At 54.9% G+C, this 26,477-nt stretch carries 21 protein-coding genes; 15 read left to right on the forward strand and 6 right to left on the reverse strand.

What is annotated here, in order from left to right; genetic code table 11:
- Position 1: 1 nt before the first annotated feature.
- The 4 genes from ACFWUB_RS10045 to ACFWUB_RS10060 all read left to right on the forward strand — a co-directional run bounded on the left by ACFWUB_RS10045 (position 2) and on the right by ACFWUB_RS10060 (position 3,475).
- On the forward strand, positions 2 to 856 hold the full coding sequence (locus ACFWUB_RS10045) for a S1 RNA-binding domain-containing protein (RefSeq protein WP_416183896.1): 855 nt from the start codon (positions 2 to 4) through the stop codon (positions 854 to 856).
- Between the two features lie 532 nt (positions 857 to 1,388).
- Entirely contained in the window at positions 1,389 to 1,928 is a 540-nt protein-coding gene (locus ACFWUB_RS10050) for an ECF transporter S component (protein ID WP_416183897.1), read from the forward strand.
- Positions 1,929 to 1,941: 13 nt separating this feature from the next.
- The gene (locus ACFWUB_RS10055) at positions 1,942 to 2,763 is read left to right on the forward strand and encodes a pyridoxamine kinase (protein ID WP_416183898.1); all 822 of its coding nucleotides are present in this window, start codon (positions 1,942 to 1,944) and stop codon (positions 2,761 to 2,763) included.
- 109 nt (positions 2,764 to 2,872) lie between these two features.
- Entirely contained in the window at positions 2,873 to 3,475 is a 603-nt protein-coding gene (locus ACFWUB_RS10060; RefSeq protein ID WP_239639646.1) for a TatD family nuclease-associated radical SAM protein, read from the forward strand.
- A gap of 228 nt (positions 3,476 to 3,703) precedes the next feature.
- On the opposite strand, the gene ACFWUB_RS10065 is transcribed toward ACFWUB_RS10060, so the two are convergent.
- A complete protein-coding gene (locus tag ACFWUB_RS10065; RefSeq protein ID WP_020310884.1) occupies positions 3,704 to 4,177 on the reverse strand; it encodes a CBS domain-containing protein in 474 nt (157 codons plus the stop codon).
- 251 nt (positions 4,178 to 4,428) lie between these two features.
- On the opposite strand from ACFWUB_RS10065, the gene ACFWUB_RS10070 reads away from it, so the two are divergent.
- Positions 4,429 to 5,244: a hypothetical protein gene (locus tag ACFWUB_RS10070; protein WP_292298681.1), complete on the forward strand. Its 816-nt coding sequence runs from the start codon at positions 4,429 to 4,431 to the stop codon at positions 5,242 to 5,244.
- Between the two features lie 204 nt (positions 5,245 to 5,448).
- On the opposite strand, the gene ACFWUB_RS10075 is transcribed toward ACFWUB_RS10070, so the two are convergent.
- Positions 5,449 to 5,907, reverse strand: coding sequence for a phosphoenolpyruvate carboxykinase (ATP) (locus tag ACFWUB_RS10075; RefSeq protein ID WP_416183899.1), 459 nt, complete (start codon positions 5,905 to 5,907; stop codon positions 5,449 to 5,451).
- A 131-nt stretch (positions 5,908 to 6,038) separates the two neighbouring features.
- Between ACFWUB_RS10075 and htpG the strand changes: the two genes are divergently transcribed.
- Positions 6,039 to 7,988 carry a molecular chaperone HtpG gene (htpG, locus tag ACFWUB_RS10080; protein ID WP_027895755.1) on the forward strand — a complete coding sequence of 650 codons (1,950 nt, stop codon included), beginning with the start codon at positions 6,039 to 6,041 and terminating at the stop codon, positions 7,986 to 7,988.
- 325 nt (positions 7,989 to 8,313) lie between these two features.
- Here htpG and gltS read toward each other — a convergent pair whose 3' ends face one another.
- Together gltS and ACFWUB_RS10090 are read right to left on the reverse strand one after the other, a co-directional pair.
- Positions 8,314 to 9,576: a sodium/glutamate symporter gene (gltS, locus tag ACFWUB_RS10085; RefSeq protein WP_416183900.1), complete on the reverse strand. Its 1,263-nt coding sequence runs from the start codon at positions 9,574 to 9,576 to the stop codon at positions 8,314 to 8,316.
- Positions 9,577 to 9,695: 119 nt separating this feature from the next.
- On the reverse strand, positions 9,696 to 10,904 hold the full coding sequence (locus tag ACFWUB_RS10090) for a nucleotidyltransferase family protein (RefSeq protein WP_416183901.1): 1,209 nt from the start codon (positions 10,902 to 10,904) through the stop codon (positions 9,696 to 9,698).
- 258 nt (positions 10,905 to 11,162) lie between these two features.
- On the opposite strand from ACFWUB_RS10090, the gene ACFWUB_RS10095 reads away from it, so the two are divergent.
- The 3 genes from ACFWUB_RS10095 to ACFWUB_RS10105 are packed head-to-tail and all read left to right on the forward strand — an operon-like array spanning position 11,163 to position 13,650.
- On the forward strand, positions 11,163 to 11,699 hold the full coding sequence (locus tag ACFWUB_RS10095; RefSeq protein ID WP_020310879.1) for a hypothetical protein: 537 nt from the start codon (positions 11,163 to 11,165) through the stop codon (positions 11,697 to 11,699).
- A gap of 31 nt (positions 11,700 to 11,730) precedes the next feature.
- Positions 11,731 to 12,927 (forward strand): acetate/propionate family kinase, encoded by a 1,197-nt coding sequence (locus ACFWUB_RS10100; protein ID WP_292281494.1) that lies wholly within the window; start codon positions 11,731 to 11,733, stop codon positions 12,925 to 12,927.
- Between the two features lie 36 nt (positions 12,928 to 12,963).
- On the forward strand, positions 12,964 to 13,650 hold the full coding sequence (locus ACFWUB_RS10105; protein WP_020723962.1) for an HAD family hydrolase: 687 nt from the start codon (positions 12,964 to 12,966) through the stop codon (positions 13,648 to 13,650).
- A gap of 27 nt (positions 13,651 to 13,677) precedes the next feature.
- Here the strand turns inward: ACFWUB_RS10105 and ACFWUB_RS10110 are convergent, their stop codons facing one another.
- Together ACFWUB_RS10110 and ACFWUB_RS10115 are read right to left on the reverse strand one after the other, a co-directional pair.
- Complete coding sequence (locus ACFWUB_RS10110) at positions 13,678 to 14,067, reverse strand: hypothetical protein (RefSeq protein WP_292298685.1); 390 nt, start codon at positions 14,065 to 14,067, stop codon at positions 13,678 to 13,680.
- Positions 14,068 to 14,072: 5 nt separating this feature from the next.
- Positions 14,073 to 14,984: a LysR family transcriptional regulator gene (locus ACFWUB_RS10115; RefSeq protein ID WP_014016983.1), complete on the reverse strand. Its 912-nt coding sequence runs from the start codon at positions 14,982 to 14,984 to the stop codon at positions 14,073 to 14,075.
- Between the two features lie 488 nt (positions 14,985 to 15,472).
- Between ACFWUB_RS10115 and nifJ the strand changes: the two genes are divergently transcribed.
- The 6 genes from nifJ to ACFWUB_RS10145 all read left to right on the forward strand — a co-directional run bounded on the left by nifJ (position 15,473) and on the right by ACFWUB_RS10145 (position 26,477).
- Entirely contained in the window at positions 15,473 to 18,988 is a 3,516-nt protein-coding gene (gene nifJ / locus ACFWUB_RS10120) for a pyruvate:ferredoxin (flavodoxin) oxidoreductase (protein ID WP_416183902.1), read from the forward strand.
- 269 nt (positions 18,989 to 19,257) lie between these two features.
- Complete coding sequence (locus ACFWUB_RS10125) at positions 19,258 to 20,865, forward strand: EamA family transporter (protein ID WP_416183903.1); 1,608 nt, start codon at positions 19,258 to 19,260, stop codon at positions 20,863 to 20,865.
- 319 nt (positions 20,866 to 21,184) lie between these two features.
- Positions 21,185 to 23,161: a single-stranded-DNA-specific exonuclease RecJ gene (gene recJ, locus ACFWUB_RS10130; RefSeq protein ID WP_416183904.1), complete on the forward strand. Its 1,977-nt coding sequence runs from the start codon at positions 21,185 to 21,187 to the stop codon at positions 23,159 to 23,161.
- A gap of 14 nt (positions 23,162 to 23,175) precedes the next feature.
- Positions 23,176 to 25,380, forward strand: a complete 2,205-nt coding sequence (locus ACFWUB_RS10135) for a RelA/SpoT family protein (protein ID WP_020310872.1) — start codon at positions 23,176 to 23,178, stop codon at positions 25,378 to 25,380.
- Entirely contained in the window at positions 25,377 to 25,826 is a 450-nt protein-coding gene (gene dtd / locus ACFWUB_RS10140; RefSeq protein ID WP_020310871.1) for a D-aminoacyl-tRNA deacylase, read from the forward strand. Before ACFWUB_RS10135 ends, dtd begins: the two co-directional genes overlap by 4 nt.
- Positions 25,827 to 25,841: 15 nt before the next feature.
- Complete coding sequence (locus tag ACFWUB_RS10145) at positions 25,842 to 26,477, forward strand: MBL fold metallo-hydrolase (protein ID WP_020310870.1); 636 nt, start codon at positions 25,842 to 25,844, stop codon at positions 26,475 to 26,477.

Here is a 26,477-nt window from a genome sequence, read left to right on the forward strand (position 1 = left end):
GATGACGACACTTCAGGAAAATAGTATTGTTACGCTGGAAGTCCTGCGCCAGAGCGATATGGGCGTCTTTTTGAACGGCGGTACGGGCAATACGAACGACGATATTTTACTCCATAAGAACCAGCAGACAGGCGACGTCAAAGTTGGCGACAAAGTGACGGTCTTCTTGTACCACGACCCGTCAGGCCGCCTGACGGCCTCTATGCGCCTGCCGAAGATCAAAGTCGGCCAGATCGGCTATGCGCCGGTCATCAATACGACGCGCTTCGGTGCCTTCGTCGACGTCGGCACGGAACGGGGCATCTTCATGCCCTTTGCCGAAATGAAAGGCCGGCCGAAAGAAGGGGAATACGTCTGGGTCAAGCTCTATGAAGACAAGTCCCACCGTCTGGCCGTCTCTATGGAAGTGGAAGACGAAATGCGCCGGGCTTCGCGGGCGGCGACGGACGCCAAAGTCGGCGACTGGGTCGAAGGGGCGGTCTACAACATGACCGACCAGGGGGCATACCTCATGACCCGCGAACGCTGGATCGCCTTCCTGCACCGCAGCGAATTCAACGGGCCCATCCTCATCGGCCAGATGATCAAAGGCCGCATCACCTACCTGCGCGAAGACGGCCGCATTAACATCTCCCTGCGCCAGACCAAGGAAAATGCCATCAATCCCGATGCCGAACGTATCCTGGACTTCCTCAAGCAGCGCAAGGGCAAGATGCCCTATGGCGACAAGACGGCACCGGCCGTCATCAAAGCCAAATTCGGCCTGAGCAAAGCCGCCTTCAAGCGCGCCTTGGGCCACCTCATGAAAGAGAAGAAAATCCACCAGGACCAGGGCTGGACCTATTTGGATATGTAGGGGCTCGCGCGTGCCTTTCTGGCCCAGCAGGTGCCGACCAACGGAAGGCATAGGCTGGCTGCCAGAACGGACAGCAGAAGCGGCGAGCCCGCCGTTCGCAGGCCGCAGCGCCATGAATCATGTCGCCGTAAGGGCCATCGCATTTTGATATGTAGGGGCTCGCGCGTGGCGAGCCCGCATGTGGCACGTTGTGGGAATCCCGCAAGCTGGTGTGATTGAGCGGTTCGTATAAAAACGGGACCGTGCACGAAGACATATGTCGTCATGCACGGTCCCGTTTTGATTTTGTAGGGGCCTCTACGTGGCAAGCACCTACGGATTTATTTTTTTTCTATTGGATTCAGGCGGGCCGCCTTGACAGGACGGCCCCTACAGATTTATTTTTTTCTGGTAGACAGAAAAAAATAAATCTGTCCCATTTACAATGGGCTGAATATACCCTAAAATAGAGTACAGATTAATCATAACCATACATTGGCCAATGTGTGAAACTCTATAACCGTTAGGGGGATTTCACATGTCATCATATTCTATGGAACACAAACAATCGGCCACTTCGGCTGGGAGCCTTTGTTATGCGGCCGTTTTGACGGCCCTGGTCTTTGTCCTTACCTTTGTACCGAAGATTCCCATTCCACTGGGCTATGCCCATTTGGGGGACGCCATTATCTTTGCGTCTGTCCTGTTCAGTACGCGCCGCCAGGCAGCCCTGGCCGCTTCTGTCGGCTCGGCCCTGTCTGATTTCATTGGCGGTTTCCCGATTTGGATCATCCCGACGCTGATCATCAAGTACGTCATGGTCGAAGCCGTCTTTTATACGGTACGCCCGGACAAACGGGAATGGACGCTGACGTCGCCGCGCGTCTTCATCGGTTTCTTCTTATCCGCTGCCTGGATGGTCCTGTCTTATACCGTATCGGGCAGTCTCCTCTACGGCAGCTGGGCCGTCGGCATCCCCATGGTGCCGGGACTCATCGGCGAAGGCGTCGTCAATATGATTGCCGCTTATGCACTGGCCGCTTGTCTGGTCAAGGCTAGATTCCATGGTTATGGTTATAGCCTGAAAAGATAAGGAATGATTGTATATGCATCAGAAGAAACTGGCTCTGGTCAATGATGTGACCGGCTATGGCCGCTGCAGCATCGCCGTGGCCCTGCCCATCGTGTCGGCCCTGAAAGTCCAGGGCTGCATTTTGCCGACAGCTATCTTGTCGGTCCATACGGGCTTCCACGACTATTATCTCGACGACTATACGGATCACATGACGCCGTATATCGAGAGCTGGAAGAAAAACGATCTCACCTTTGACGGCATCAGTACGGGCTTCCTCGGCTCGGCCCGGCAGATCGACATCGTCCTCGATTTCCTCCGCGATTTCAAGGGACCCCATACATTGGCTATCGTCGACCCCGTCATGGGCGACGATGGCCAGCTGTATCCGTCGTATACCCAGGAGATGTGCGATGAAATGCGGCGCCTCCTGGCCTATGCCGACGTGGTGACGCCCAATGTGACCGAAGCCTGTGAGCTTTTGAACCTGCCGTACCGGTCGGACCGCGACTTGAGCGAGGACGATTTCGCCGCCATGGCCAAGGCCTTGGCCGACAAGGGGCCGCAGGGCGTCATCCTGACGGGCATCCACAATGGGCCGTACATCGGCAATTTCATCTATGACCAGGGGAAGATGAGCTGGGTCCGGGCCAAAAAGGTCGGCGGCGACCGCAGCGGTACAGGCGATGTCTTTACGGCCATCGTATCGGCGTCCGTCGTCCGCGGCGAAAGCCTGGAACAGGCCGTACAGAAGGCGTCGGACTTCATCTGCCGCGTCATGGCCTATACGGAAGAACTGGACCTGCCGCACAACGCCGGATTGGCCTTTGAAGAATATCTGACCACACTGAGATGATGTCTGCCATTCAGGCAGCTCTAAATAACAAAAAAGAGGATAGGGTATTATGATCGTTTACACTGTAGTAGGACAAGGACAATATGTAGATCTCGCAGATGGCTTGAAGATGAAGCCTGAAGGGCAGTGGAGCATGTACGTCAATCTGACCAACCGCTGTACCTGTTCGTGTACTTTCTGTCTGCGCTCCATGAAGAAGATGGCCGAAAATGAAACGCTGTGGCTGAAGCGGGAACCGACCGTCGATGAAGTGAAGAAGGCTCTCGATGGCGCTCCCTGGGACCACATCAACGAAGTCGTCTTCTGCGGCTTCGGCGAACCGACGGAACGGCTGGCCGATTTGACGGCCCTCTTGAAGTACGTCAAGGAAACGCATCCCGGCGTGAAGACCCGCGTCAATACCAACGGCCTGTCCGACCTGGCCTATGGCCGCGATACGGCCCCCGATTTTGGCGGCGGTATCCTCGATACCATTTCCATCAGCATGAATGCGTCCAATAAGGAACGCTACCTGGAACTGACGCGCAGCAAATTCGGCATCCAGTCTTATGACGCCATGCTCAAATTCGCCGTCGACTGTAAACAGTACGTCCCCAACGTCGTCCTTACCGTCGTCGACCACGTCGAAGACAGCGAAGAAATCAAGAAATGCCGCGCCATCTGCGACAAACTGGGTCTCCACCTCCGCGTCCGCGTGTACGAGGATAAATAACGATGTAGGGGCTCGCACGTGGCGAGCCCGCTGCCATAATGGGGTTGTAGGAGCCCAACATGTAAAGCTATCGCCTGCATGCGATTCCGAATAGGACGAGAATTAACCTCTCAGTCAGCTACGCTGACAGCTCTCCTAGCAGGAGAGCCGGGCTGCCAGCCGCCAGCCGCCAGCCGCTAACTGCTAACTGCTAAAAAAGCGCTGCCGCATATGCGACAGCGCTTTTTTTCACTGCGTATTTTCACCGTATTCGTTATAGAGTTGTTTGAGGATGTTCTTTCGTTCTACCATGCCCAGGAGCTTCTTGTCCTTGACGATGGGGATGGCTTTCAGGTGTTCTGCGACCATGACGCTGGCCAGGTCTTCCATGGTGGCGTCCGGGCCGGCCATGATGACTTTTTTGGTCATGAGTTGTTCGGCCGTGCAGGCAAAGAGTTTCTTGAAGCCCTGCTGGTATTCCTTGAGGTTGCCGTAATAGATGTTGGCTCCCAGGAGGTTGACGTATTGGGGGACACAGGGCTTGACTTCCTTGTACAGGAGGTCTGCGTCGGTGACGATGCCGATGATTTCCTTGTCGTCTTTGATGATAGGAATGGCCGTGATGTTGTTTTCTACGAACATATCGACGAGGTCAAAGATAGACGTATCTTTCTGCGCCGTAATGACATTTTTTTCCATGATATCTGCTGCCGTTTTCGACATAAGATCAACCCCTTTATCATAAATTCGATGGGAGCATGACTCCTATTCAATTACATTATACCATATTTTGGGCGTATAGGGACGGCTGTTGCCGTCCCGCCGGTCGCTATCCGCTAACCTCTTAAACGGGCTTCCCACGTGGAAGCCCCTACAGCGGCCTGCGGCCGGCGAACTGCGAACTGCGGCCTGCGTCCTTCGCCAAATCATGGTATAATAGGAACATATTTTACTAGACTAAAGGAGCGATGGACATGACCATAGATTATTTAGTAGCCGACCCTAGCGGCAATACGACGATTCTGGTGTTGACGCCAGTGCCGAAAGAGGAACACAGTGCTTTGGCGGCGAAGTTATTGGCCCTGCCGGGCATCGAGGCGGAACAGGTCGGCTATGTGACCCGCGAAGCGGGAAAGCCCCTGCGCGTCGACATGATGGGCGGCGAGTTCTGCGGCAATGCATCGCGGTCGGCGGCGGCCTGGGCCCTGGCCTGTGACGGCGGGACACAAGGCGTATACGATGTATCCTGCTCGGGCTGCGATACGGTCCTGCCGGCTAAGGTTGCCCAGAAAGGCGATGGCCTGTATGAAGCCTTCATTGAAATGCCTTATCCCGAAGATGTGAGCGGCGTCCTCGTCGACGCCGGCGATGTGCCGGCCCGTTTTTTCCGCGTCGATTTGCCGGGGATTACGCACTTCGTCCACTTCGTGCCTGATTTAGAAGGCATTGATAAAGAGAAATACTGGCATATCCTGGCTGATTACGTCGATGGCGAGGATTTCCCGGCTTACGGCCTGATTCTCTGCGATACGAAGGAACAGACCATGATTCCCGCTGTCTACGTCCGCGATACGGACACGCTATATTGGGAAAACAGCTGCGGCAGTGGCTCGGCTGCCGTCGCCGCGGCCCTGGCCTGCACGACCCATAAGAACGTGGCCTGCTACATGAAACAGCCTGGCGGGACCCTGGCCATTGCTGCCAAAGTCAGCGAAAAAGGCGACTTGCAGCAGATCTTCATCGGCGGCCCCGTCACATTGGGAGAAGTCGAAACAGTCACTATCAGCTAATAGCTTTGACCATCGCCGATTTTTCGAGTATTAAGTTTGCAGTTTGTAGTTTTTAGTGAGTGCTTTTAAATTTTACGGCGGGCCGCCTTGACAGGACGGCCCCTACGATGCGACATCATGGATGTCGCTGCGGCTTTTTTTGCGGCTTGCGCGGCGGCTTCCTTTTCATGTGACATCATGGATGTCGCTGCGGCCTGCGAACGACTACACCCGCGGGCCCGCTTCAATGATTTCTCCGGGCATGTCGGGGTACTTGGTCTTGAAGTTTTCATAGAACATGGCGGCGACTTTCTTGGCCATGATGCCGTAGGATTTCTTGTTGTCCCACGTCGCCCGCGGGTTGAGTATCTGGTTGGGGACGCCGGGACAGGTCTGGGGGATGTCGACGTTGAAGCGCATGTCGTGACGGTAGGGGACGTCGTCGAGATAGCCGTTCAGGGCGGCCGTGATCATGGCCCGCGTGTATTTCAGGTCCATACGGCTGCCGATGCCATAGGGGCCGCCAGTCCAGCCCGTATTGACCAGGTAGACCTTGGTATTGTACTTTTCGATGCGTTCGCCGAGCATACCGGCGTAAATGTCCGGCGCCAAGGGCATGAAGGGTTCGCCGAAGAGGGTCGAGAAGGTCGGAATCGGTTCGGTAATGCCTTGTTCCGTTTGCATACTGGATACACGATAAAGGTCAAATTCTTAAAAAATACTTGACTATTTGACTTTTTGCTGTATGATATTGGTGTAAGGGTACCTGAAGGTATCCGCCACTACGGCAGAATCATATAAAGGAGTGTTTGAGTATGGCGAAAGAAACCCATGAATTTCAAGCTGAAACGAAACAATTACTGGACTTGATGGTCCATTCTATTTATACCAACCACGAAATCTTCCTGCGCGAACTGATTTCCAACGCATCCGATGCTATCGACAAGCTGCATTACCAGTCGCTGACCAACGGCGACCTCCTCGAAGGGGACACGGCCTTTGAAATCCATTTGACGCCTGACGCCGATGCCCACACGCTGACTATCTCCGATAACGGCCTGGGCATGAACAAACAGGATTTGATGGAAAACCTGGGCACCATCGCCCAGTCCGGCACCAAGGCTTTCCTGGAAAAACTGAAGGAATCCCAGGATGCCGACAGCACGGATAAGGACCTCATCGGCCAGTTCGGCGTCGGCTTCTATTCGGCCTTCATGGTCGCCGATAAAGTCACCGTCGTCACCCGCAAGGCCGGTGAAGAACAGGCGTATAAGTGGGAATCCACTGGCGATGGTGAATACAGCCTGGAAGAATGTCAGAAACCGAAACACGGCACGACGATCATCCTCAGCCTGGGCAAGGACTTCTACGGCGATGACAGCGAAGAAAACTACACCGACAAGATGACCCTCCAGAGCCTGGTCAAGAAGTATTCCGATTATATCCGCTACCCGATCACCATGGACTTCACGACCAAGGAAAAACCGAAGGATGCCGACGGCAAGGTCATCGAAGACGCACCGGAAGAAGAACACACGGAAACGCGGACGCTGAACTCCATGCAGCCCTTGTGGACGCGCAACAAATCGGACATCAAGCCGGAAGAATATAAGGAATTTTTCCAGCACCAGTTTTATGAATGGGAAGAACCGATGGAAATCTTCCACAACCGCGTCGAAGGGGCCGTCGATTACACGGCACTGCTCTTCATCCCGGGCAAGGCTCCGTTCAACCTCTACTATGCCGACTATGAACCGGGCATCCAGCTCTATTCGCGCCACGTCTTCATCATGGATAAATGCAAGGACCTCCTGCCGGATTACCTGCGCTTTGTCAAGGGCCTCGTCGATTCGCCGGACCTGTCCCTGAACATTTCCCGTGAACTGTTGCAGAAGAGCCGCGAACTGAGCCTCATCGGCCGCAACCTGGAAAAGACCATCCTCAAGACGTTGAAGCGGAATCTGGAAAAAGACCGTGAAAAATATGAAACGTTCTGGGCTGAATACGGCAAATCCCTGAAAATCGGCGTCTACAGCGGCATGATGACCGGTGAAAACAACGTCGAAAAATTGAAGGACCTGCTGCTCTTCATGTCGTCGAAAGATGGCAAACTCTGCACCATCAAGGAATACGTCGACCGCATGAAAGACGGCCAGCAGAAGATCTACTACGCCACGGGCAAGGACAAAGAAGCCATCGAAGGCCTGCCGCAGATGGAAATGCTCCGCGACCGCGGCATCGAAGTCCTCTACATGACTGACCCGGTCGATGAATTTGCCGTCGAAGCTATCGGCGAATACGATGGCCACCGCTTCCACTCCATCAGCCGCGGCGATCTGGACCTGGAAGACGACGCCTTCAAGGAAGAAAAGAAGAAGAACGAAGAATTGGCCAAGGACAACGAAGGTCTCTTGAAGGATATGAAAGATTTCCTGGGCGATAAAGTGGCCGATGTCCGCTTGTCCAACCGCTTGAAGAGCGGTGCCGTCTGCCTCGTCGCCGACGCTGCCGGCCCGTCCCTGGCTATGGAACAGGCCTTTGCCGCTGCCAACAACCCCATGCTCAAGGCCCGCCGCATCCTGGAAATCAACCCGCAGCATGAACTGTTCGGCAAACTGACTGCCGTCCACGACCAGGGTAAAGACAGCCAGTCCTTCAAGGACTACTGCAACCTCCTCTACGATCAGGCACTGCTCCTGGAAGGCATCATGCCTGACGACCCCGTGGCTTTCGCTAATAAAGTAGCCAGCCTGATGGCAAAATAAAATTCCATACAAAAAAAGCCCCTCCCGGTGTGTGACCGGAAGGGACGTTCCTCCAGCAAAAGGGCTTGTCGCATATGCGACAAGCCCTTTTGCCGTAGGGGCCGTCCTGTTAAGGCGGCCCGTTTGTGGGAATTCCGCAAACTGACACCGCAATTCGTAGGCCGCAGTTCACCGATTAACCTCTCAGTCAGCTGCGCTGACAGCTCTCCTAGCAGGAGAGCCGGGCCGCCTTTCAGGACGGCCCCTACGAAAGCGGTCCATGGGACCGCGGCTAACTGCTAGCCACGAGCCACGAGATACGGGCCGCCTTTCAGGACGGCCTCTACTAGTGGAATATATTGATGAAGATGGTGATGATCGAGGCGTTGACCGGGTCGATGATGAGCGAGCCGATGAGGGGGATGACGAAGAAGGCCGTCGGTGCCGGGCCGAAGAGTTCGGTCATGGCCGTCATGTTGGCGATGGCGTTCGGCGTAGCGCCGAGGCCGAAGCCGCAGACGCCGCTGGTCATGACGGCTGCTTCGTAATCCTTGCCCATGGCGCGGAAGACGATGAAGTAGGCGAAGATAGCCATGAACAGGGCCTGGCTGAGGAGCATGACGACCAGGGGGATGGCCAGATCGGCGAGCTGCCAGAGTTTCAGGCTCATGAGGACGCAGGTCAAAAAGACGGTCAGGCTCAGGTTGCCCAGGACTTCGCTTTCACGCTGGTAGATTTTGTAGGCGTGAGTGAAGTCGGCGATATTGCGGATGATGGCAGCGACGATCATGGAGCCGATATAGCCCGGGAAGACCAGACCGATGCTGCTGAAGAAGCCGCTGACCAGGGTACCCAGGCCCATGGCCAGGAAGAGGTGGGCCATGGCGTTCATGAAGCGGTAGTTGTCGATGGTCTGACCGATTTTATTTTCAATCTTGATGGCGTTTTCTGCGCGTTCCTTATTGCCGGCAACGGCTTTCAGTTTCGAAACGGTGCCAGCATTGAAGGATGGGTCGAAGCGTTCCGATTCGGCCGAGCTGACCAGGTGGAATTTGTGGACCAGTTCTTCGCCAATCGGGCCGCCGATGACGCCGCCGGCGACGAGGCCGAACGTAGCTGCTGCGACGGCAATGGTCACGCCGCCGTCGAGGCCGATGCTTTCCAGGAGCGGGCCGAAAGCCGCTGCCGTACCGTGGCCGCCGACCATGGGGATGGAACCCGTTGCCAGGCCCAGGAGCGGGCTCAGGTTAAAGGCCATAGCCAGGCCGGAGCCGATGATGTTCTGGCAGATGATCAGGACCGTCGTGACAATGGCCATTTTCAGGACCATGACGCCGCCGCGCTTGATGAGGCTGATGCTGGCCGTATAGCCGACGCTGGTGAAGAAGAGCATCATGCAGATGTTCTGCATGATCGTATCCTGTTCGTATTTCCAGATGCCCTGCGTATATAAGATGCAATTGATGATAGCAAATAAGATACCGCCGACGACGGGCGCCGGGATACAGTACTTACGAAGGACGCTGATCTTGACGCGCAGGAAGACGCCAACGTAGTAGACGACGATGGCCGCAGCCAGGGTCTGATAAATATTAAGATTTAAAGACACACGGAAAACCTCCTTATAATTTTAAAAATACAATACATATCATATCATAACAGATTTTAGGCTGTAAAACAATTGTAAACATGAGAAAACGTTTTGATTTTTTAAGCATATATGGGATATTATTTTTTAATAGACAGAAAAAATGGTGAATGATAATAATCTTGACGGCCTTTTCGCTGGCTCTCTTTAGAAAAACAAAAGGACTGGATGTCGCTGGCCTTGAGGTCCAGCTTCAGCTGTTCCTGTCCCAGGGGAGAGAGGCCGGGAGCGTCGGAATGCACTTTGGTGACCACCGGGAGCTGGCCCTTGGCCCCTTTCAGGAAAGCTGCACCGCGGCTGTTGAGGGCCAGGAGGCGGGCATATTGCGGACCTGCCTCATAGGAGCAGTCCATGAGGTCCCGCGAGGGCTGCAAGAGCGTATAGGCGCCCATGCGGCAGAGGCGGCTGTAGGCATAGCGCCGCGTCTTGATGCTCCTGAGGGCCTGGTCGTAACTGCCGCTTTCCATGAAAGCGCGGTGCCAGCGGTTTTCCAATCCTTCCGTAAAGGCCGGCAGACTGCGCAGCTGGTCCGGTGTCAGCAGGCGGTTATGGCTGGCGACGAAATCGCCGTAGCGGCCGTAATCAGTGAAGGCGCCCTGGGCCAGCTGGTCTTCGGCACCTGCCAGGCTGGCCGCTGTGAGATAAGGCCGACAGGCGGCGGCTGTCCCGCTGCAGCGCATGGCCTGGCGCAGGGCCGAGGCGCTGGCAAAGGCGGCACCGAGGCCGGTATCGCCGTGTCGGCCCTGGCGGGGCAGGGGAAGAAAGGTCAAGGGCTGTTCCTGTTTCAACATGGCCCGGGCATATTCAAAGGCCAGCAGGGCATTGGGCTGCTGCAGCAGCCGGGCTTCGTCAGGGGCCGCGGCCATGAGTGCGTCAGTCAGCTGCTGTCCAGCTGAGGATTTTTTTGCTGCCTTCAGGCAGGCTGTCAGTCCCTCGGAGCGGCGGGCCAGGGAGAGAAAGTCAGCCGCCGTTCCGCCTTCGACGCCGCAGGCCAGGGCCTGGCAGCCCAGGCGGGCGGCTAAGGTGACGCCGCCTTGAGCGAAACCGGCCGCGCTGGACAGGGCATAGACGGCAGGGAGTTCGATGACCACATCGGCACCGCCGTCGATGGCCCAGGCCGCGCGGTGCCATTTATCGAAAAAAGCCGGTTCGCCGCGCTGGACGAAGGCGCCGCTCATGATGATGACGATGGCCGCCTCCGGGCCGGCTGCCTGGCGGACTTGGCGGATTAAACGGGCGTGACCCGTGTGGAACGGGTTGAATTCGGCGATGATGGCAAGGGATTCCATAGAGCCTCCTATATGTTCAGAATTTCACAAAATCTCGAAAAAGTATAGCCTGATGAGAATTATATTATATGTTTTAAATAAAATCGTGCTAATGGTTATAAGTATACGGGGCAGGCCGGGAAACGTCAATGGTGTATACTCATTCCTGCCAAGGGAGAGGCGAAAGTATTTGCAATTCGTCGCTTTTTTTTAGGTGACGCTATAAATCTTTTATGCTATAATGAACCTAGTCTGTAGAAAGCATAAATAGGTGATTGCATGAAAGGATTGAAATTATTAGCAGTTGCGGCCATGACCGCAGCTGTCGTATTGTTGTCCGGATGCGGCAACATGACGATGCTCGAAGAATACAGCTTCGGGTATGTCCAGCTCAAAGCCGGGAATTCGGAAGTCTATGTCATGACACCGTTCGACCTGGCCCATGTAAGCCGCCAGAATGGGGAAGGCATGATGTACATCAACAACGATAAGCACATCAATGTCGTCGCTGTTTCCGAAACGGCTGGCGAAACGACGCCTGTAGCCATGGCAGAAGAATATGTTGCCATGCTGAAACAGACACCGGATGTTTCTGATCTGCAAACGAAGGTCACCGACGCGGAAGAAAGCGGCCGCAAGACCACTGTTGTCGACGCTTCCTATACGGAACCGCTCAACGGCCAGCCGGCCAAACTCATCGTGCGGAGTCTCTTCTTTGAAGATAATGGCCAGATATGGCACGTCATGTACATGTACAAAGACGGCGATGCCCTGGCTAAAGAAGTAGTTGACCACGTATTTGGCCAGCTCAAATAATTCTAAGACAAATGAAAGAGGGTAAATTTTCATGATCGTATTGGTTGTAAACTGCGGCAGCTCGTCCTTGAAGTACCAGCTCATCAACATGGACAATGAAGAAGTAATGGCAAAAGGTTTGGTCGAAAAAATCGGCCTTCCCGATTCGCAGCTGACCCACAAATGGAATGGCCAGAAGAAAGAAATCAAACAGTCCATCCCGGATCACCAAGTCGCTGTCAAACTCGTCCTCGACATCCTCACCGACGCTGAATGCGGCGTCATCAAATCCATGGATGCCATCGACGCTGTCGGCCACCGCGTCGTCCATGGCGGCGAAGAATTCGCTGCTTCCACGCTCATTACGGATGAAGTCATGAAAGCCTTGGAAAAATGCTCGGCTATGGCTCCGCTCCACAATCCGCCTAACATCATCGGCATCAACGCCTGCAAAGCCATCATGCCCGGCGTTCCTCAGGTCGGCGTCTTCGATACGGCTTTCCATCAGACCATGCCGGCGAAAGCCTTCATGTATGGCCTCCCGTATGAACTCTACAAAGAAGACCACATCCGCCGTTATGGCTTCCACGGCACGAGCCATCGCTATGTAGCTGGCGAAGTCGCTAAAGTCATGGGCGTACCCGTTGAAAAACTGCGCATCATCAACTGCCACCTCGGCAACGGTTCTTCCCTGGCTGCCATCAAATATGGCAAATGCGTCGACACGACCATGGGCTTCACACCGCTCGCCGGCGTCCTCATGGGCACCCGCTGCGGCGATATCGACCCGGCTATCGTCCTCAACGTCATGGACAACCACAACCTTTCGACGAAAGAAATGGATACGCTCATGAATAAGAAATCCGGCGTCCTCGGCATTTCCGGCGTTTCCAGCGACTTCCGCGACCTCGGCCAGGCTGCTGCTGAAGGCAACGAACGCGCTCGGCTCGCCCTCGACATGTTCCACTATCAGGTCCGCAAGGAAATCGGCGCTTTCGCAGCTGCCATGGGCGGCGTAGACGTCATCACCTTTACGGCTGGCGTCGGCGAAAACGGCATCGAAGACCGTGCAGCCATCGCTGAAGGCCTGGAATACCTCGGTGCGAAACTCGACCCGCAGCGCAACAACGTCCGCGGCAAAGATGCCCTCATCAGCACGGATGATTCGACGGTCAAGATGTACGTCATCCCGACGAACGAAGAAATCATGATCGCCCGCGATACGAAGGACATCGTATCCAAACAGTAATGACCAAAGTGCGTGCCCGAAGATGGAGTGAATACTGTGAAATTACTATACTGGGACATTGACGGAACCTTATTGAATACGGGCCGGGCCGGTCTGTACGCCATTGAAGAAGTCTTCCACGACCTCAAGGGCGCCGACGTGCCCGTGCCGAAGATCGCCGCCGGCGGCCGGACGGATAATTTCATCTGCCAGCAGCTCTTGTATAAAGCCACAGGCATCATGCCGACAGACGATGAAGTCCATGCCTTTTGCCGGGGCTATGAAAAGAAGCTCCTGAAATGGCTGAAGCGCAAGGCCGAAGAAGGCGTCGTCCTGCCCCACGTAGAAGAGAACCTGGCTTTCTTCCAACAGCGAAAGGATTACAGGCAGCTCCTCCTGACCGGCAACAGCGCCATCGGCGCCCGCATGAAGATGGACGTCTTCGGCCTGTCCCAGTACTTCGATTTCTCTCATTCTGGGTTCGCCTTCAATTATTACTATCGCGATGATCTGGCCCGCAATGCCCTGGCCATCGCCAAGGAAGCCTGGGGCGATGCCATCGAGATGGCTTATGTCATCGGCGACACGCCTTACGACATCCAGTGCGGCAAAGCCATCGGCGCCCGCACGATCAGCGTGGCTACAGGCCGCTATTCCTATGAGGAACTGGCCCAGTGCGCGCCCTGGAAGATACTGCGGTCCCTGCCGGAACCGGAAGCCTTCCTGAAAATCATCGAAAATTAAAAAGAAGGTCAAAAAAAAGACCCGGACTCATAAGGAGTCCGGGTCTTTTTCCGGTTCTTCGATGCGCCAGGTGTTTTCGAGGACGCGGAAATTGAGGCGGTGCCATTTCTTTTCGATATCGTCCAGTGTCTGCGAGGCGGAATATAACATATTATTTTGTTTCTTGGCCTGCTTTTCCAGCTGTGCCATGCGAACGCGCTGGGTGGATACGGTGTCCGCCAGTTCATAGACCTGGAACTGCAAGGCGGCGATCCAGAAGAATTCCAGCAGGGCGACGATGACGACGCATTTCTGGGCCTTTGGCAGACCGTGCCAGGCCTGGCAGAAGCGGCGGCGCAGGCGGGAGAGGGCCGCCCGGCCGTGCTGCTCCTTTTGGCGGATCCCCGTCAGGTCAGGAGGGAACTTGTGTCTGTCCATAAGCCTTATAAGTTGGAAATGACGCGGGCCTTATTGCGGACGAAGTCGAGCCACAACTGGGCGGCATGGGAGAGGTAGTGGCCCCGTTTCCAGATGACGTAGAGGACGTGCATGATTTCCGGTTCTACCAGGGGACGGACGACGACCGATTCCGATACGCGGGGGTTCGTTTCCTTCGTCGGGCACAGGCGGCTCGGCAGGAGGGCGACGCCCAGGTTGGCGACGACGGTCTGGATCATGAGGTCCCGCTGGCTCGTTTCGAAGACGATCTTCGGCTGGAAACCGATTTTCTTACAGTGCTGGATGATTTCGTCGTGCAGGTTGAAGTCGTCGCGGTAGAGGACCAGCGATTCATTGGCCAGCTTCTTGAGGGGAATCGTCTTTTCCTTGGACAGGATGTTGTCCCGGTGGATGATGACGTTCATCGGGTCCTGGGTCAGGAAGAACGATTCAAAGTCCTTTTCCTTCGGCTGCGTGCAGACGATGCCCAGGTCGATGAGGCCTTCCTGGACGCTGATTTCGACTTTCTTCGAGCCGTGTTCGTAGAGGTCCAGTTCGATCTGCGGGTATTCCTGCTTGAACGCCCCCAGGAGGTTGGCGAAGATCGGTGCGCCCGTGATCGGCGGCAGGCCGATGAGGACCGTCCCTTGTTCCAGCTTGAATTCGTTTTCAAAGTCCGTCTTCAAGTGTTCGAACATGAAGACGACGCGCTTGGCGTGGGAGAGGAAAATCGTGCCGGCATCGGTGAGTTCGACGGCCTTGGCGTTGCGCATGAAGAGGACGACGCCCAGTTCTTCTTCCAGGGCCTTGATGGTGCGGCTGATGGCGGACTGGGAAATGTGCAGCGTCCGCGCGGCTTTGCTGAATGATTTCTTGTCGGCTACTTCGACAAAGTATTTAAGATGATGAAAATCCATACTAACACCTCCACTAATGGTGTACACCGAATCGGCACTTTAATATACACTCGATTGGTATACGTTTACAAAATAGCACTGAACGATGCATAAACTAGCATCACATTCCTATTGAATTTAGCATTACTTAGGCATATAATTAACTTGTAAGAAAAAGTTACAAAGTCGTTCGGTTTGTGATGGTCAGCAAGCTTCAAAAGGCATGTTGGTGTGCAAATCTGTAATATCACTATAATAGTATTACAGATTAAGAATATTAGCAACACCTTTTTTGAATATTATTGAACCTTCCCGCTTTTCATTGCATTTTTTTCAAGATAGGGACGTGTATGGACGATACGTGAACAGAAGTCATCCATGGAACCTGGGTGAGGGTCCGCGCCGTCCGTATGAGGATGCAACAGGACGTCTTTATAGCTTTCTTAAGCCTATCAGTATGGTTTTTCCATATTGAAAGTATACTTTTATCTAAGGAGCGTGTTTTATCTATGAGCAAATTTAAAACCATGGATGGTAACGAAGCAGCTGCATGGGTGTCCTATGCATTTACTGAAGTTGCCGCAATTTATCCGATCACGCCGTCTTCTCCTATGGCAGAACATGTCGATGATTGGGCAGCCGCTGGCATGAAAAACATCTTCGGCCACAAAGTCAACGTTGTTGAAATGCAGTCCGAAGCTGGCGCGGCTGGCGCATTCCACGGTTCTTTACAGGCTGGTGCTTTGACAACTACGTACACGGCATCTCAGGGTTTCCTCCTCATGATCCCGAACATGTACAAAGTTGCCGGTGAACTCCTCCCGGGCGTATTCCACGTAGCTGCTCGTGCTTTGGCTAACCATGCACTGAACATCTTCGGTGACCATCAGGACGTTATGTCTGCTCGTGCAACAGGCTGCTGTCTCTTGGCTGAATCCAATGTTCAGGAAGTCATGGATCTCGGTGGTGTCGCTCATTTGGCAGCAATTAAAGGTTCCCTGCCGTTCATCAACTTCTTCGATGGTTTCCGTACTTCTCACGAAATCCAGAAAGTTGAAGTCATGGACTTCGAAAACTTCAAGAAACTCGTTGACTGGGACGCTATCGAAGCATTCCGCAAACGTGCCCTCAACCCGGATCATCCGGAAATCCGCGGCACTGCAGAAAACCCGGACGTATACTTCCAGCACACAGAAGCTTCCAACAAATTCTACGACGCTATGCCGGATATCGTAGCTGACTACATGGACAAGATTTCTGAAATCACTGGCCGTACGTACAAACCGTTCAACTACTTCGGTGCTCCTGACGCTGAATACGTTGTCGTTTCCATGGGTTCTCTCTCCGACGTCGCTAAACAGACTGTCGAATACTTGCAGAGCCAGGGCGAAAAAGTCGGTGCCATCAACGTTCACCTCTATCGTCCGTTCTCCAACAAATACCTCCTCAACGTTCTTCCTAAGACTGTTAAGAAGATCGCTGTCATCGACCGTACGAAAGAACCGGGCTCCCTCGGCGAACCTCTCTACCTCGATATCGTTGGCTTCGTAAAAGAAGAAGGCCTTAACATCGACGTTATCGGCGGCCGTACAGGTATGGGCTCCAAAGACGTTCTTCCGGAAGACTTCCTCGCTGTCTTCAAAGAACTCAAGAAAGAACATCCGCTCAACGGCTTCACGCTGGCTATCAACGACGACGTTACCAACCTCAGCCTTCCGCGCGAACCGAAAATGCCGGTTGACACGACTGGCCTTACGTCCTGCAAATTCTGGGGCTTCGGTTCTGATGGTACTGTCGGCGCTAACAAATCCGCTATCAAGATCATCGGTGACCACACCGACATGTATGCTCAGGCATACTTCGCTTATGACTCCAAGAAATCCGGCGGCGTAACTATTTCTCACCTGCGTTTCGGTACTCGCCCGATCGATATGCCGTACCTCATCGACGCAGCTGACTACATCGCTTGCCATCGTCAGTCCTATGTAAAACGCTTTGACATCCTTCGCGGTATCAAAGAAGGCGGCACATTCATGCTGAACTGCACCTGGACCGACGAAGAACTGGAAAAAGAACTTCCGGCTCGCATCAAACGCGCTATCGCTAAGAACCATGTTAAATTCTACACCTTGAACGGTGACGCTATCGGCCAGAGACTCGGCCTCGGCACTCGTATCAACATGGTCATGCAGGCTGCATTCTTCGCACTCGCTAAGATCATTCCTATCGATGACGCTGTTAAATACTTGAAAGACTCCATCGTCAAGAGCTATGGCAAGAAAGGCCAGAAAGTCGTTGACATGAACAACGGCGCTGTTGATGCTGGTATCAAAGAATTCCATGAAGTTAACTATCCGGCTTCCTGGGCTGACGCTAAAGACGAAGTCGTCGAAGGCCGTCCGGCTCCGAAGTACTTCACGGAAGTTGCAAAACCGATGCTCGAACAGGTTGGCGACGATCTCTCGGTTTCCGCATTTGCTGGCCGCGAAGATGGCACCATGCCTTCCGGTACTGCTAAATTCGAAAAAGCAGGCCCGGCTCTCCACGTTCCTTCCTGGGATGCTGAAAAATGTATCGGCTGCTTGCAGTGCTCCTTCGTCTGCCCGCACGCTACTATCCGTCCGGTCTTGACGACGAAAGAAGAAACGGCTGCTGCTCCGGCAGGCTACAAAGTAGCTCCGAAAGCTAAATCCGGCAAAGAATATGATCTCGCCATCATCGTTGACCAGCTCGACTGCCTCGAATGCGGTTCCTGCGTAAACGTTTGCCCGGTTCAGGCTCTCACCATGGTTCCGAACACCGACGAAGAACGTCAGAAGATGGATCTCTGGTACTATGGTACGGAAACGGTTGCTCCGAAAGCTAACCCGCAGAACAAGAAGACCGTCATCGGTTCTCAGTTCGAAACTCCGCTCCTCGAATTCTCCGGCGCATGCGCAGGCTGCGGTGAAACACCGTATGTCAAACTCATCACGCAGCTCTTCGGCGATCGCATGATGATTGCTAACGCTACTGGCTGCTCCTCCATTTGGGGTGCATCCGCTCCGGTTTCCCCGTACACCATGAACGCTGCTGGCCATGGCCCGGCTTGGGCAAACAGCCTCTTCGAAGATGCTGCTGAATTTGGTCTCGGCATGTTCCTCGGCGTAGACAAAGTCCGCAAAGACTTGGCTGAAAACCTCGACGCTGCTAAAGCCGTTGCTTCTCCGGAACTCCAGGCTGCACTCAGCGACTGGGCTGCTAACCTGAACGAAGGCGAAGGCTCTCGTGAACGCGCTGACAAACTGACAGCTCTCCTCGAAAAAGAAGCTGCTGGCAAACCGGTTCTCGAAGACTTCCTCGCTAAGAAACAGTTCTTCGTTAAACGTAGCCAGTGGATCATCGGTGGTGACGGCTGGTCCTACGATATCGGTTACGGCGGTGTTGACCACGTCCTCGCTTCCGGCCACGACGTCAACGTCCTCGTCCTCGATACCGAAGTTTACTCCAACACTGGCGGTCAGTCCTCTAAAGCTACCCCGACTGCAGCTATCGCTCAGTTCGCTGCTGCCGGCAAACGCACGAAGAAGAAGGACCTCGGCATGATGGCTATCTCCTATGGCTATGTCTATGTAGCTCAGGTAGCTATGGGTGCTGATAAGAACCAGCTCATGAAAGCCATGACTGAAGCTGAAGCTTACCATGGCCCGTCCCTGGTTATCTGCTACGCTCCTTGCATTAACCACGGCATCCGTAAAGGCATGGGCAAGAGCCAGCTCGAAGAAAAACTCGCTGTCGAATGCGGTTACTGGGATCTCTTCCGCTACAACCCGGATCTCAAAGCTCAGGGCAAGAATCCGTTCAGCCTCGACTCCAAAGAACCGGATTACAGCAAATTCCAGGAATTCTTACAGGGTGAAGTTCGTTATGCTTCCCTTAAGAAAGGCTTCCCGGAAGAAGCAGACGCTCTCTATGCTAAGACAGAAGCAGACGCAAAAGCTCGTCGCGAATCCTATGTACGTTTACAGAAGGGTTTTGAAGACTAATTTGATTGCACTCGCTGCATGAGAATAGAAGCAAGGCCCCGCATGAAGGTTTCGACCCTCATGCGGGGTCTTTTCTCTTTGTAGTTTGTAGAAGAGGGCTTTAAATTAAAAAACCTTCACTAAAAACTAAAAACTGCAAACTTCATACTCAAAAAGGAACTGTTGCACTGCGACAGCTCCTTTTTTATTGCTATCCTTTCTCAATAGGTATATAATAAAGCGTGTTTTTATAACCATTTTGAAAGGGGTCTTTCTGTATGTCATCTAAAATGGGTACATTATGTATTGTTTTGACAGCCATAGCCTTTGGTACGATGGAAATTTCCTTGAAGATTGCCGGAACGGCGTTCACGCCTTTCCAGCTGACTTTCCTTCGGTTCCTCGTCGGCGGGCTGCTGCTCATGCCGCTGGCTGTCCGCGATTTGAAGAAGCGCAGCATTCACCTCGATCGTTCCGATTGGGGCTATTTGGCTGTCCTCGGGCTGATCAACATCTGTTTCAGCATGATCCTCTTCCAGATCGGGGTCAACATGGCTAACGCCAGCCTGGCAGCTATCGTCTTTTCCAGTAGCCCGATTTTTGTCATGATTTTTTCGTATTTCATCATTCACGAAGCCTTTACCCGCAAGAAGGCCATTACCTTGGTCTTGAGTATCATCGGCCTGGTCATTGTCGCCAATCCCATGGCCATTATCCGCAGCGGCAATATCGGCCTGCTCGTATCGCTGGCAGCTGCCGTTTCCTTTGCCCTTTATACGGCGCTGGGTAAACTCCGTATTGAAAAACTGGGCGGCAACGTAGAAAACGCCTTCAGCTTCCTCATCGGCTGCGTCTTCCTGTTTTTCATCCTCTTGTTCCACGGCGACCCCATCGTGGCCGGTATTGATTCCCAGACCGTATGGCCCCTTATTTACTGTTCCTTAGTCGTCACGGGCTTCGGCTATCTGTGCTTCATGAAGGCCATCGAACTGACAGGTCCGTCCAATGCATCCTTTGCCTTCTTCATCAAGCCGATCATCGCCTTGATCTTGTCGGCCATCATCTTGTCGGAACCGATTACGGTCAATGCCGTCGTCGGCCTGGCCCTGATCCTCCTGGGCTGCACGATGGCAGGGCCGATTGAACACCTGCTCTTCCGTCACCATGCTATCGGTGAAATCGAAGGCCGCGAAAATCATCCGGCCTGGATCAAGGAAGATACAGAAAGTCCCTTGGTCATTACCATTTCCCGTGAATACGGCAGCGGCGGCCGCAACATCGGCAAGCTCGTCGCCCGTAAGCTCGGCATCCCTTATTACGATACGGAAATCCTCAACCTGACCCGTAAAGAACATCCGCAGACCTTCGCCGCCTGGTGTAAAGACCGCAAGCGCATGCTCGGCCCCTTGCTGACCAAGGTCTATGACGATTATATCCACTACGCGTCGGGCTATGAATCGAAGCAGCAGGAAATGTTCCGCGATGAATCCGAAGTCATCCAGGCTCTGACAGAAGGGAAGTCGTGCGTCATCGTCGGCCGCCTGGCCAACTACATCCTGCGCAAACGGCCGAATACCTTCAATGTCTTCGTTTCGTCCGACCCGGATTGGGCCATCCAGCGCATCATGCTCCGCGAACACGTCGATGCCGACAAGGCGCGGAAGATCCGCAACCACGTCAATCACGAACGGCGCGACCACTGCATGTACTGCACCGATTCCTATTGGGGCTACGGCGCCAACTACGACTTGAGCCTCAAATCCAGTGACTACGGCATCGTCAAGACAGCCGACCTCATCCTGCAGGCTGCCCAGCACCGCCTGACTATCTCCAAAGAAGATATCAACCCTGCTGCCGACCACAACGCCGTCTCCGCGCCGGCTGTAGCCGAATCGTGATTTTGTAGTTTGCAGTAGGGGCTTGCACGTGGTAAGCCCGCAACTGGATATGTATGGATTTTCCCGTCCGGCTCCGTAGAGAATTCACCCAGATACCGAAACGGGTCGCCCACGTGGCGACCCCTACAGAAAAAGCGCTGTCTTCATATGACAGCGCTTTTTTTACGCCTGCCATATTTAAACAAACTTTAAACTTTCTCAAAATTAACAAATAATGGCAAATAGCTATAGATTTAGCCTTTATTTTGAGAATAGAAAGTGATAAAATAATAGCTGATTTATTGATAGTGATTATTCTTGAGAATGTGTCGTGATAGCTATGGAGAAACGATGGCAGTTCGGCAGTCCCGACGAGGGGCTCATGGAGGCCTTGTCCGCACAATTACATATATCCCCGGTCTTGGCACAGGTACTGGCCAATCGCGGCATCGCCGATGTCCGGGCAGGGGACCATTTTCTTCACAATACTTTGGCCGATATGGCCGATCCTTTCCTGATGAAAGGCATGGAGAATGCCGTCATCAGGCTGGAGCAGGCGATAACTGAAAAGCAGCGCATCGTCATCTACGGTGACTATGACGTCGACGGCATTACGTCGACGTCTCTTGTTTATTCCGTCCTTCGCGACCTCGGCGCATCGCCGCAGTTCTACATTCCCGAACGGGAGAGCGAAGGCTATGGCCTCAACGAAGGGGCCCTGGAGCAGCTGAGCCGGCAGGCCGACCTGCTCATCACCGTCGACTGCGGCATTTCGTCACACGACCTGGTCCAGCAGTTCTCGCCGGTCCTGGATATGATCATTACGGATCATCACGAACCGCCGGAACAGATCCCGCCAGCCCTGGCCGTCCTCAATCCCAAGCAGGCCGGCTGCCCCTATCCCTTTAAGGAGCTGGCCGGCGCCGGCGTGGCCTACGTCCTCTGCCGGGCCCTGTGGCAGCATCACTGCCATGAAGACCTGCCGGGCTATACGGACCTGGCGGCCTTGGGGACCATTGCCGACCTGGTCCCCCTGACTGGCGAGAACCGTATCCTCGTCCGCCATGGCTTGGCGGCCATGAAAGAAGGGAAGCGGACGGGCATCAAGGCCCTCCTCGATGCGTCCAATCTCAGCGGGAAGGATATCACGGCCGGCCGTATCGCCTTTACGGCGGCGCCGCGCCTCAATGCGGCCGGGCGCATCAGCCATGCGACGAAGGGTGTCAAACTGCTCCTGGAAACCGATGCGGCCAAGGCGGCGGCCGATGCAGCCGAACTGAGCCGCCTCAACACGGAGCGCCAGGACATTGAGCACACCATTGCCCAGGAAGCCATCGCCCAGATCGAAGGGCAGGCGAGGGGCCGCGACGGCGTCCTCATCGCCTATCATGAGGGCTGGCACGTCGGCGTCATCGGCATCGCCGCATCGCGCCTGGTAGAGACGTATTACCGGCCGTCCCTGGTCATCACCGTCCGCGACGGCATCGGCAAGGGATCGTGCCGCAGTATCAGCGGTTTCAACATGTACGAAGCCCTGCAATACGCCCAGGATTTGCTCATCCAGTTCGGCGGCCACACCATGGCGGCGGGCTTTTCCGTCAGGGCCGAGAACATCGAAGCCCTGCGCCGGCGCCTGCTGGACTATGCGGCAGCGCATATGACGGCCGCCGACTACGTCCCCTTGGTCCACATCGACAAGGAATTGGAACCGGCCGATGTGACCTTGGACCTCATTGCTGAGCTGTCCCGCCTGGAGCCCTATGGCATGGGCAACAGCCGGCCCGTCTTTTCCCTGAGCGGGGCTACGGTAGAGGAAATCCGTCCCATCGGCCGGGAAAAGCAGCACGTCCGCCTCGTCGCCCGCGGCGCCGATAGGACACGCCTTTCCGGTGTCGCCTGGTCCCAGGCGGGCCTGTGCGACGCCATCGTCGAAGGCGACGTCATCGACGTGGCCTTCCAGCTCGAACGGAACGACTTCAATGGCATGTCGTCGCCGCAGCTGGTCATCCAGGACGTCCACCTGCCAGGCCGCCACATCGTCCTCAACCGGGCGGTCATGGTCGATATTTACATGGCCCTCAAGAAATGCATCCCCGACTGGGGCATGCCGGTCTGGCAGGTCCGCCGCCGTCTGGCTGCGGACCAGGGGGACTGTTATGATGTCCACACCATTTACGCTGCCATCGTCGTCCTCCGGGAAATCGGCGTCCTCAAAATACGCCATGATGACGACGGCCCAGCTTATTATTTTCCTATCCTTGCGGGGAAAATGGATCTTCATGCGTCGCCGACGTATGAATTGTACTGCAAGGAGTGAGGAGGTTTCATATTATGGAATTTAAAGATAAAGATGTCGAATTCAAACACCTCATCGACACGATACATACGTATCTGCCCCAGGCCAAATGCGATGACGTGACCAAAGCCTATAACCTGGCCGAAGAGGCCCACAAGGACCAGCGCCGCGTCAGCGGGGAACCGTATATCCTGCATCCCCTGGCCGTCGCCCAGATACTGGCAGATATGAAAATAGATACGACGACCATTACGGCGTCGCTCCTCCACGATGTCGTCGAAGATACGTCGTACACCCTGGAAGATATCAAGAAGATGTTCGGCAAGGAAGTAGCCTTCCTCGTCGACGGCGTCACCAAGTTGAGCCGCCTCAATTACCGTACCAAAGAAGACCAGCAGCTCAACAGCATGCGCAAGATGTTCCTGGCCATGGCCAAGGACGTGCGCGTCGTCGTCATCAAGCTCGCCGACCGCCTGCACAACATGCGTACCCTGCGCTACATGCGCAGCGACAAGCAGAAGCGTATTGCCCAGGAAACGCTGGAAATCTTTGCCCCCCTGGCACACCGCTTAGGGATTTTCAATATCAAGTGGGAACTGGAAGATTTGTCCTTCCGCTACCTCGAACCGGACAAGTACTACGACCTCGTCGACCAGATGAAGCAGAAGCGCCACGTCCGCGAAGAAATCGTCAACGAAGCCATCGACGTCCTCAAGAAGGCCCTCGACGAAGCCCACATCCACTGCGAAATCAACGGCCGGCCCAAGCATTTTTACAGCATTTATAAAAAGATGAAGAAAGATAACCGCGACTTGAGCCAGGTCTATGACCTCTTCGCCATCCGCGTCATCGTCGACGACGTCAAGGACTGCTACGGCGTCCTGGGTATCGTCCACAGCCTGTGGAAGCCACTGCCGTACCGCTTCAAGGACTACATCGCCATGCCTAAGCCCAATAACTACCAGTCCCTGCACACGACAGTCATCGGGACGAGAGGGCAGCCTGTAGAAATCCAGATCCGCACCTGGGAAATGCACCGCATCGCCGAATACGGCGTCGCCGCCCATTGGCGTTATAAAGAAGGCAACCAGACGGCCAACAAGGACGCTTTCGATGAAAAAATGGGCTGGCTGCGCAACCTCCTGGAATGGCAGGACACGAGCAATCCGAAAGAATTCGTCAACGCCCTGAAGCTCGACGCCTTTTCCGACGAAGTCTTCGTTTTTTCGCCGCGGGGCGACGTCATCGACCTGCCCCAGGGTTCTATCCCCATCGACTTTGCCTACCGCATCCACACCGACGTCGGCCACCGTTGCGTCGGCGCCAAGATCAACGGCAAGATCGTCCCTTTGGACTATAAATTGAAGAACGGCGACATCGTCGAAATCATTACGTCCAAAGTCGGCAAGCCCAGCCTGGACTGGCTGAACATCGTCGGCAGCTCGGAAAGCCGCTCGAAGATACGCAGCTGGTTCAAGAAGGAAAACCGCGAAGAAAACATCGCCAAGGGCCTGGATGCGCTGGAACGGGAATGTAAGCGCCTGGGCCACGACTGGAAAGCCCTCAACGTCGGCGGCCGCCTGGGCCGCGTGGCCAAGCAGATGAACGCCGGCTCCGAAGACGACCTGGTCGCCGCTGTCGGCTACGGCGGCTTTGCCGTCAATACGGTCCTCATCAAGCTCCTGGAACTGCACAAGAAAGACCTGCAGAAGCAGGAAGAAAAGACCAACAGCCTGGCTGCCCTGGAAAAACTCAAGACCAAGAAGCCCGTCAAGCACAACGGCACGGGCATCCTGGTCAAAGGCGAACCGGGCCTGCTGGTCCGCCTGGCCAAATGCTGCAGCCCTGTACCGGGCGATCCCATCATCGGCTTCATCACCCGCGGCCGCGGCGTCTCGGTCCACCGCGCGGACTGCCCGAACGTCACGCACGGCCAGAACGACGTAGACCGCCTCATCGACGTCGAATGGGATTACGACGGCAACGAACGCTTTGAAGTGAACATGGAAATCGTCGCCTACGACCGCACGGGCATCATGGCCGAAATCATGGCCACCCTGGCGGAAATGAAGATTTCCATCCTCAGCGTCAACGCCAAGACCAGCGATACCAAGAACGTCACCATCCACATGGGCATCAGCATCAAGGACCTGGCCCAGTTTGAATTCGTGGCCACCAAGATACGCCGCCTGAAGGATGTCTACGCCGTCGAACGCTATACGGGAGGGAGCCAGACATGAGAGCTGTCGTACAAAAGACCCTGACGTCTTCTGTGACCTCGGACGGCGTCCTCACCGGCCAGGCAGGCAACGGCCTGACGGTCCTCCTCGGCGTTTCCGTCAAGGATACGGAAGCCGACGTCCGCTACCTGGCCGACAAGATCGTCCACTTGCGTATCTTTGAAGATGACCAGGGCAAACTCAATCACTCCCTCCTCGACGAGGGAGGGGAGATGCTGGTCATTTCCCAGTTCACCCTGTACGGCGATGCCCGCCACGGCCGCCGTCCCAGCTATATCGAAGCGGCCAAGCCCGAACAGGCCGAAGCATTATATGAGCAGTTCGTCGCCGCTGTCCGCGCCTTCGGCGTCACCGTGGCGACAGGCCATTTCCGGACCCATATGGTCGTATCCCTGGCAAACGACGGGCCTGTGACCATCCTCTTGGACAGCCAGAAAACCTTTTAAGGGGGAAGTATACTTATGAGCATGAAATATATCAGTATGGAACTCGGTCCTATCATGACCAATTGTTATATCGTCTACGACACGGATACGAAAGAAGCCATGGTCGTCGATCCGGCCTGGGATTATCCCGCCATCGACAAGGCTCTGACCAGCCATGGCCTGACGCTGAAGTTCATCTTCCTGACCCATGGCCATGCTGACCACATCGGCGCCCTGCAGGAACTGCGCCAGCGCAAGAACGTACCGGTCTACGTCGGCGCCGGCGATGCCGACCTCATTTCCAATTCGCACAATAACCTGTCCCTGTTCATGGGCCAGGCCATCGAATGTACGTCGGCAGACCACCTGGTCAAGGACGGCGATGAACTGACATTGGGGCATCTGCACTTCACAGTCCTGGAAACGCCGGGCCATACGCCGGGCGGCCTCAGCCTGTACGGTGAAGGCGTCGTCTTTTCCGGCGACACGCTGTTCCGCTATTCCGTCGGCCGTACCGACCTCTACGGCGGCTCGTCGAAGACGCTGCTCCACAGCCTGGAAACGAAACTCATGACCCTGCCTGACAATACGCTGGTCCTGCCTGGCCACGGCCCGGCTACGTCCATCGGCGACGAACGGCGTGGCAATCCATTCCTGGACGGAGGCTGGTAA

Origin of the sequence: Megasphaera sp. (genome assembly GCF_047831605.1) — a bacterium.
Lineage (GTDB): Bacteria > Bacillota > Negativicutes > Veillonellales > Megasphaeraceae > Megasphaera > Megasphaera intestinihominis.

What these genes read in the sequence shown, in the direction of transcription:
- ACFWUB_RS10065 (WP_020310884.1), bottom strand. Translation starts at nt 4,177, where the DNA reads ATGTCGAAAACGGCAGCAGATATCATGGAAAAAAATGTCATTACGGCG.
- recJ (WP_416183904.1), top strand. Translation starts at nt 21,185, where the DNA reads ATGGAGAAACGATGGCAGTTCGGCAGTCCCGACGAGGGGCTCATGGAG.
- ACFWUB_RS10045 (WP_416183896.1), top strand. Translation starts at nt 2, where the DNA reads ATGACGACACTTCAGGAAAATAGTATTGTTACGCTGGAAGTCCTGCGC.
- ACFWUB_RS10095 (WP_020310879.1), top strand. Translation starts at nt 11,163, where the DNA reads ATGAAAGGATTGAAATTATTAGCAGTTGCGGCCATGACCGCAGCTGTC.
- dtd (WP_020310871.1), top strand. Translation starts at nt 25,377, where the DNA reads ATGAGAGCTGTCGTACAAAAGACCCTGACGTCTTCTGTGACCTCGGAC.
- ACFWUB_RS10090 (WP_416183901.1), bottom strand. Translation starts at nt 10,904, where the DNA reads ATGGAATCCCTTGCCATCATCGCCGAATTCAACCCGTTCCACACGGGT.
- ACFWUB_RS10145 (WP_020310870.1), top strand. Translation starts at nt 25,842, where the DNA reads ATGAGCATGAAATATATCAGTATGGAACTCGGTCCTATCATGACCAAT.
- ACFWUB_RS10110 (WP_292298685.1), bottom strand. Translation starts at nt 14,067, where the DNA reads ATGGACAGACACAAGTTCCCTCCTGACCTGACGGGGATCCGCCAAAAG.
- htpG (WP_027895755.1), top strand. Translation starts at nt 6,039, where the DNA reads ATGGCGAAAGAAACCCATGAATTTCAAGCTGAAACGAAACAATTACTG.
- ACFWUB_RS10060 (WP_239639646.1), top strand. Translation starts at nt 2,873, where the DNA reads ATGAAGCCTGAAGGGCAGTGGAGCATGTACGTCAATCTGACCAACCGC.
- ACFWUB_RS10070 (WP_292298681.1), top strand. Translation starts at nt 4,429, where the DNA reads ATGACCATAGATTATTTAGTAGCCGACCCTAGCGGCAATACGACGATT.
- ACFWUB_RS10115 (WP_014016983.1), bottom strand. Translation starts at nt 14,984, where the DNA reads ATGGATTTTCATCATCTTAAATACTTTGTCGAAGTAGCCGACAAGAAA.
- ACFWUB_RS10100 (WP_292281494.1), top strand. Translation starts at nt 11,731, where the DNA reads ATGATCGTATTGGTTGTAAACTGCGGCAGCTCGTCCTTGAAGTACCAG.
- ACFWUB_RS10075 (WP_416183899.1), bottom strand. Translation starts at nt 5,907, where the DNA reads ATGCAAACGGAACAAGGCATTACCGAACCGATTCCGACCTTCTCGACC.
- nifJ (WP_416183902.1), top strand. Translation starts at nt 15,473, where the DNA reads ATGAGCAAATTTAAAACCATGGATGGTAACGAAGCAGCTGCATGGGTG.
- ACFWUB_RS10135 (WP_020310872.1), top strand. Translation starts at nt 23,176, where the DNA reads ATGGAATTTAAAGATAAAGATGTCGAATTCAAACACCTCATCGACACG.
- ACFWUB_RS10055 (WP_416183898.1), top strand. Translation starts at nt 1,942, where the DNA reads ATGCATCAGAAGAAACTGGCTCTGGTCAATGATGTGACCGGCTATGGC.
- ACFWUB_RS10125 (WP_416183903.1), top strand. Translation starts at nt 19,258, where the DNA reads ATGGGTACATTATGTATTGTTTTGACAGCCATAGCCTTTGGTACGATG.
- ACFWUB_RS10050 (WP_416183897.1), top strand. Translation starts at nt 1,389, where the DNA reads ATGGAACACAAACAATCGGCCACTTCGGCTGGGAGCCTTTGTTATGCG.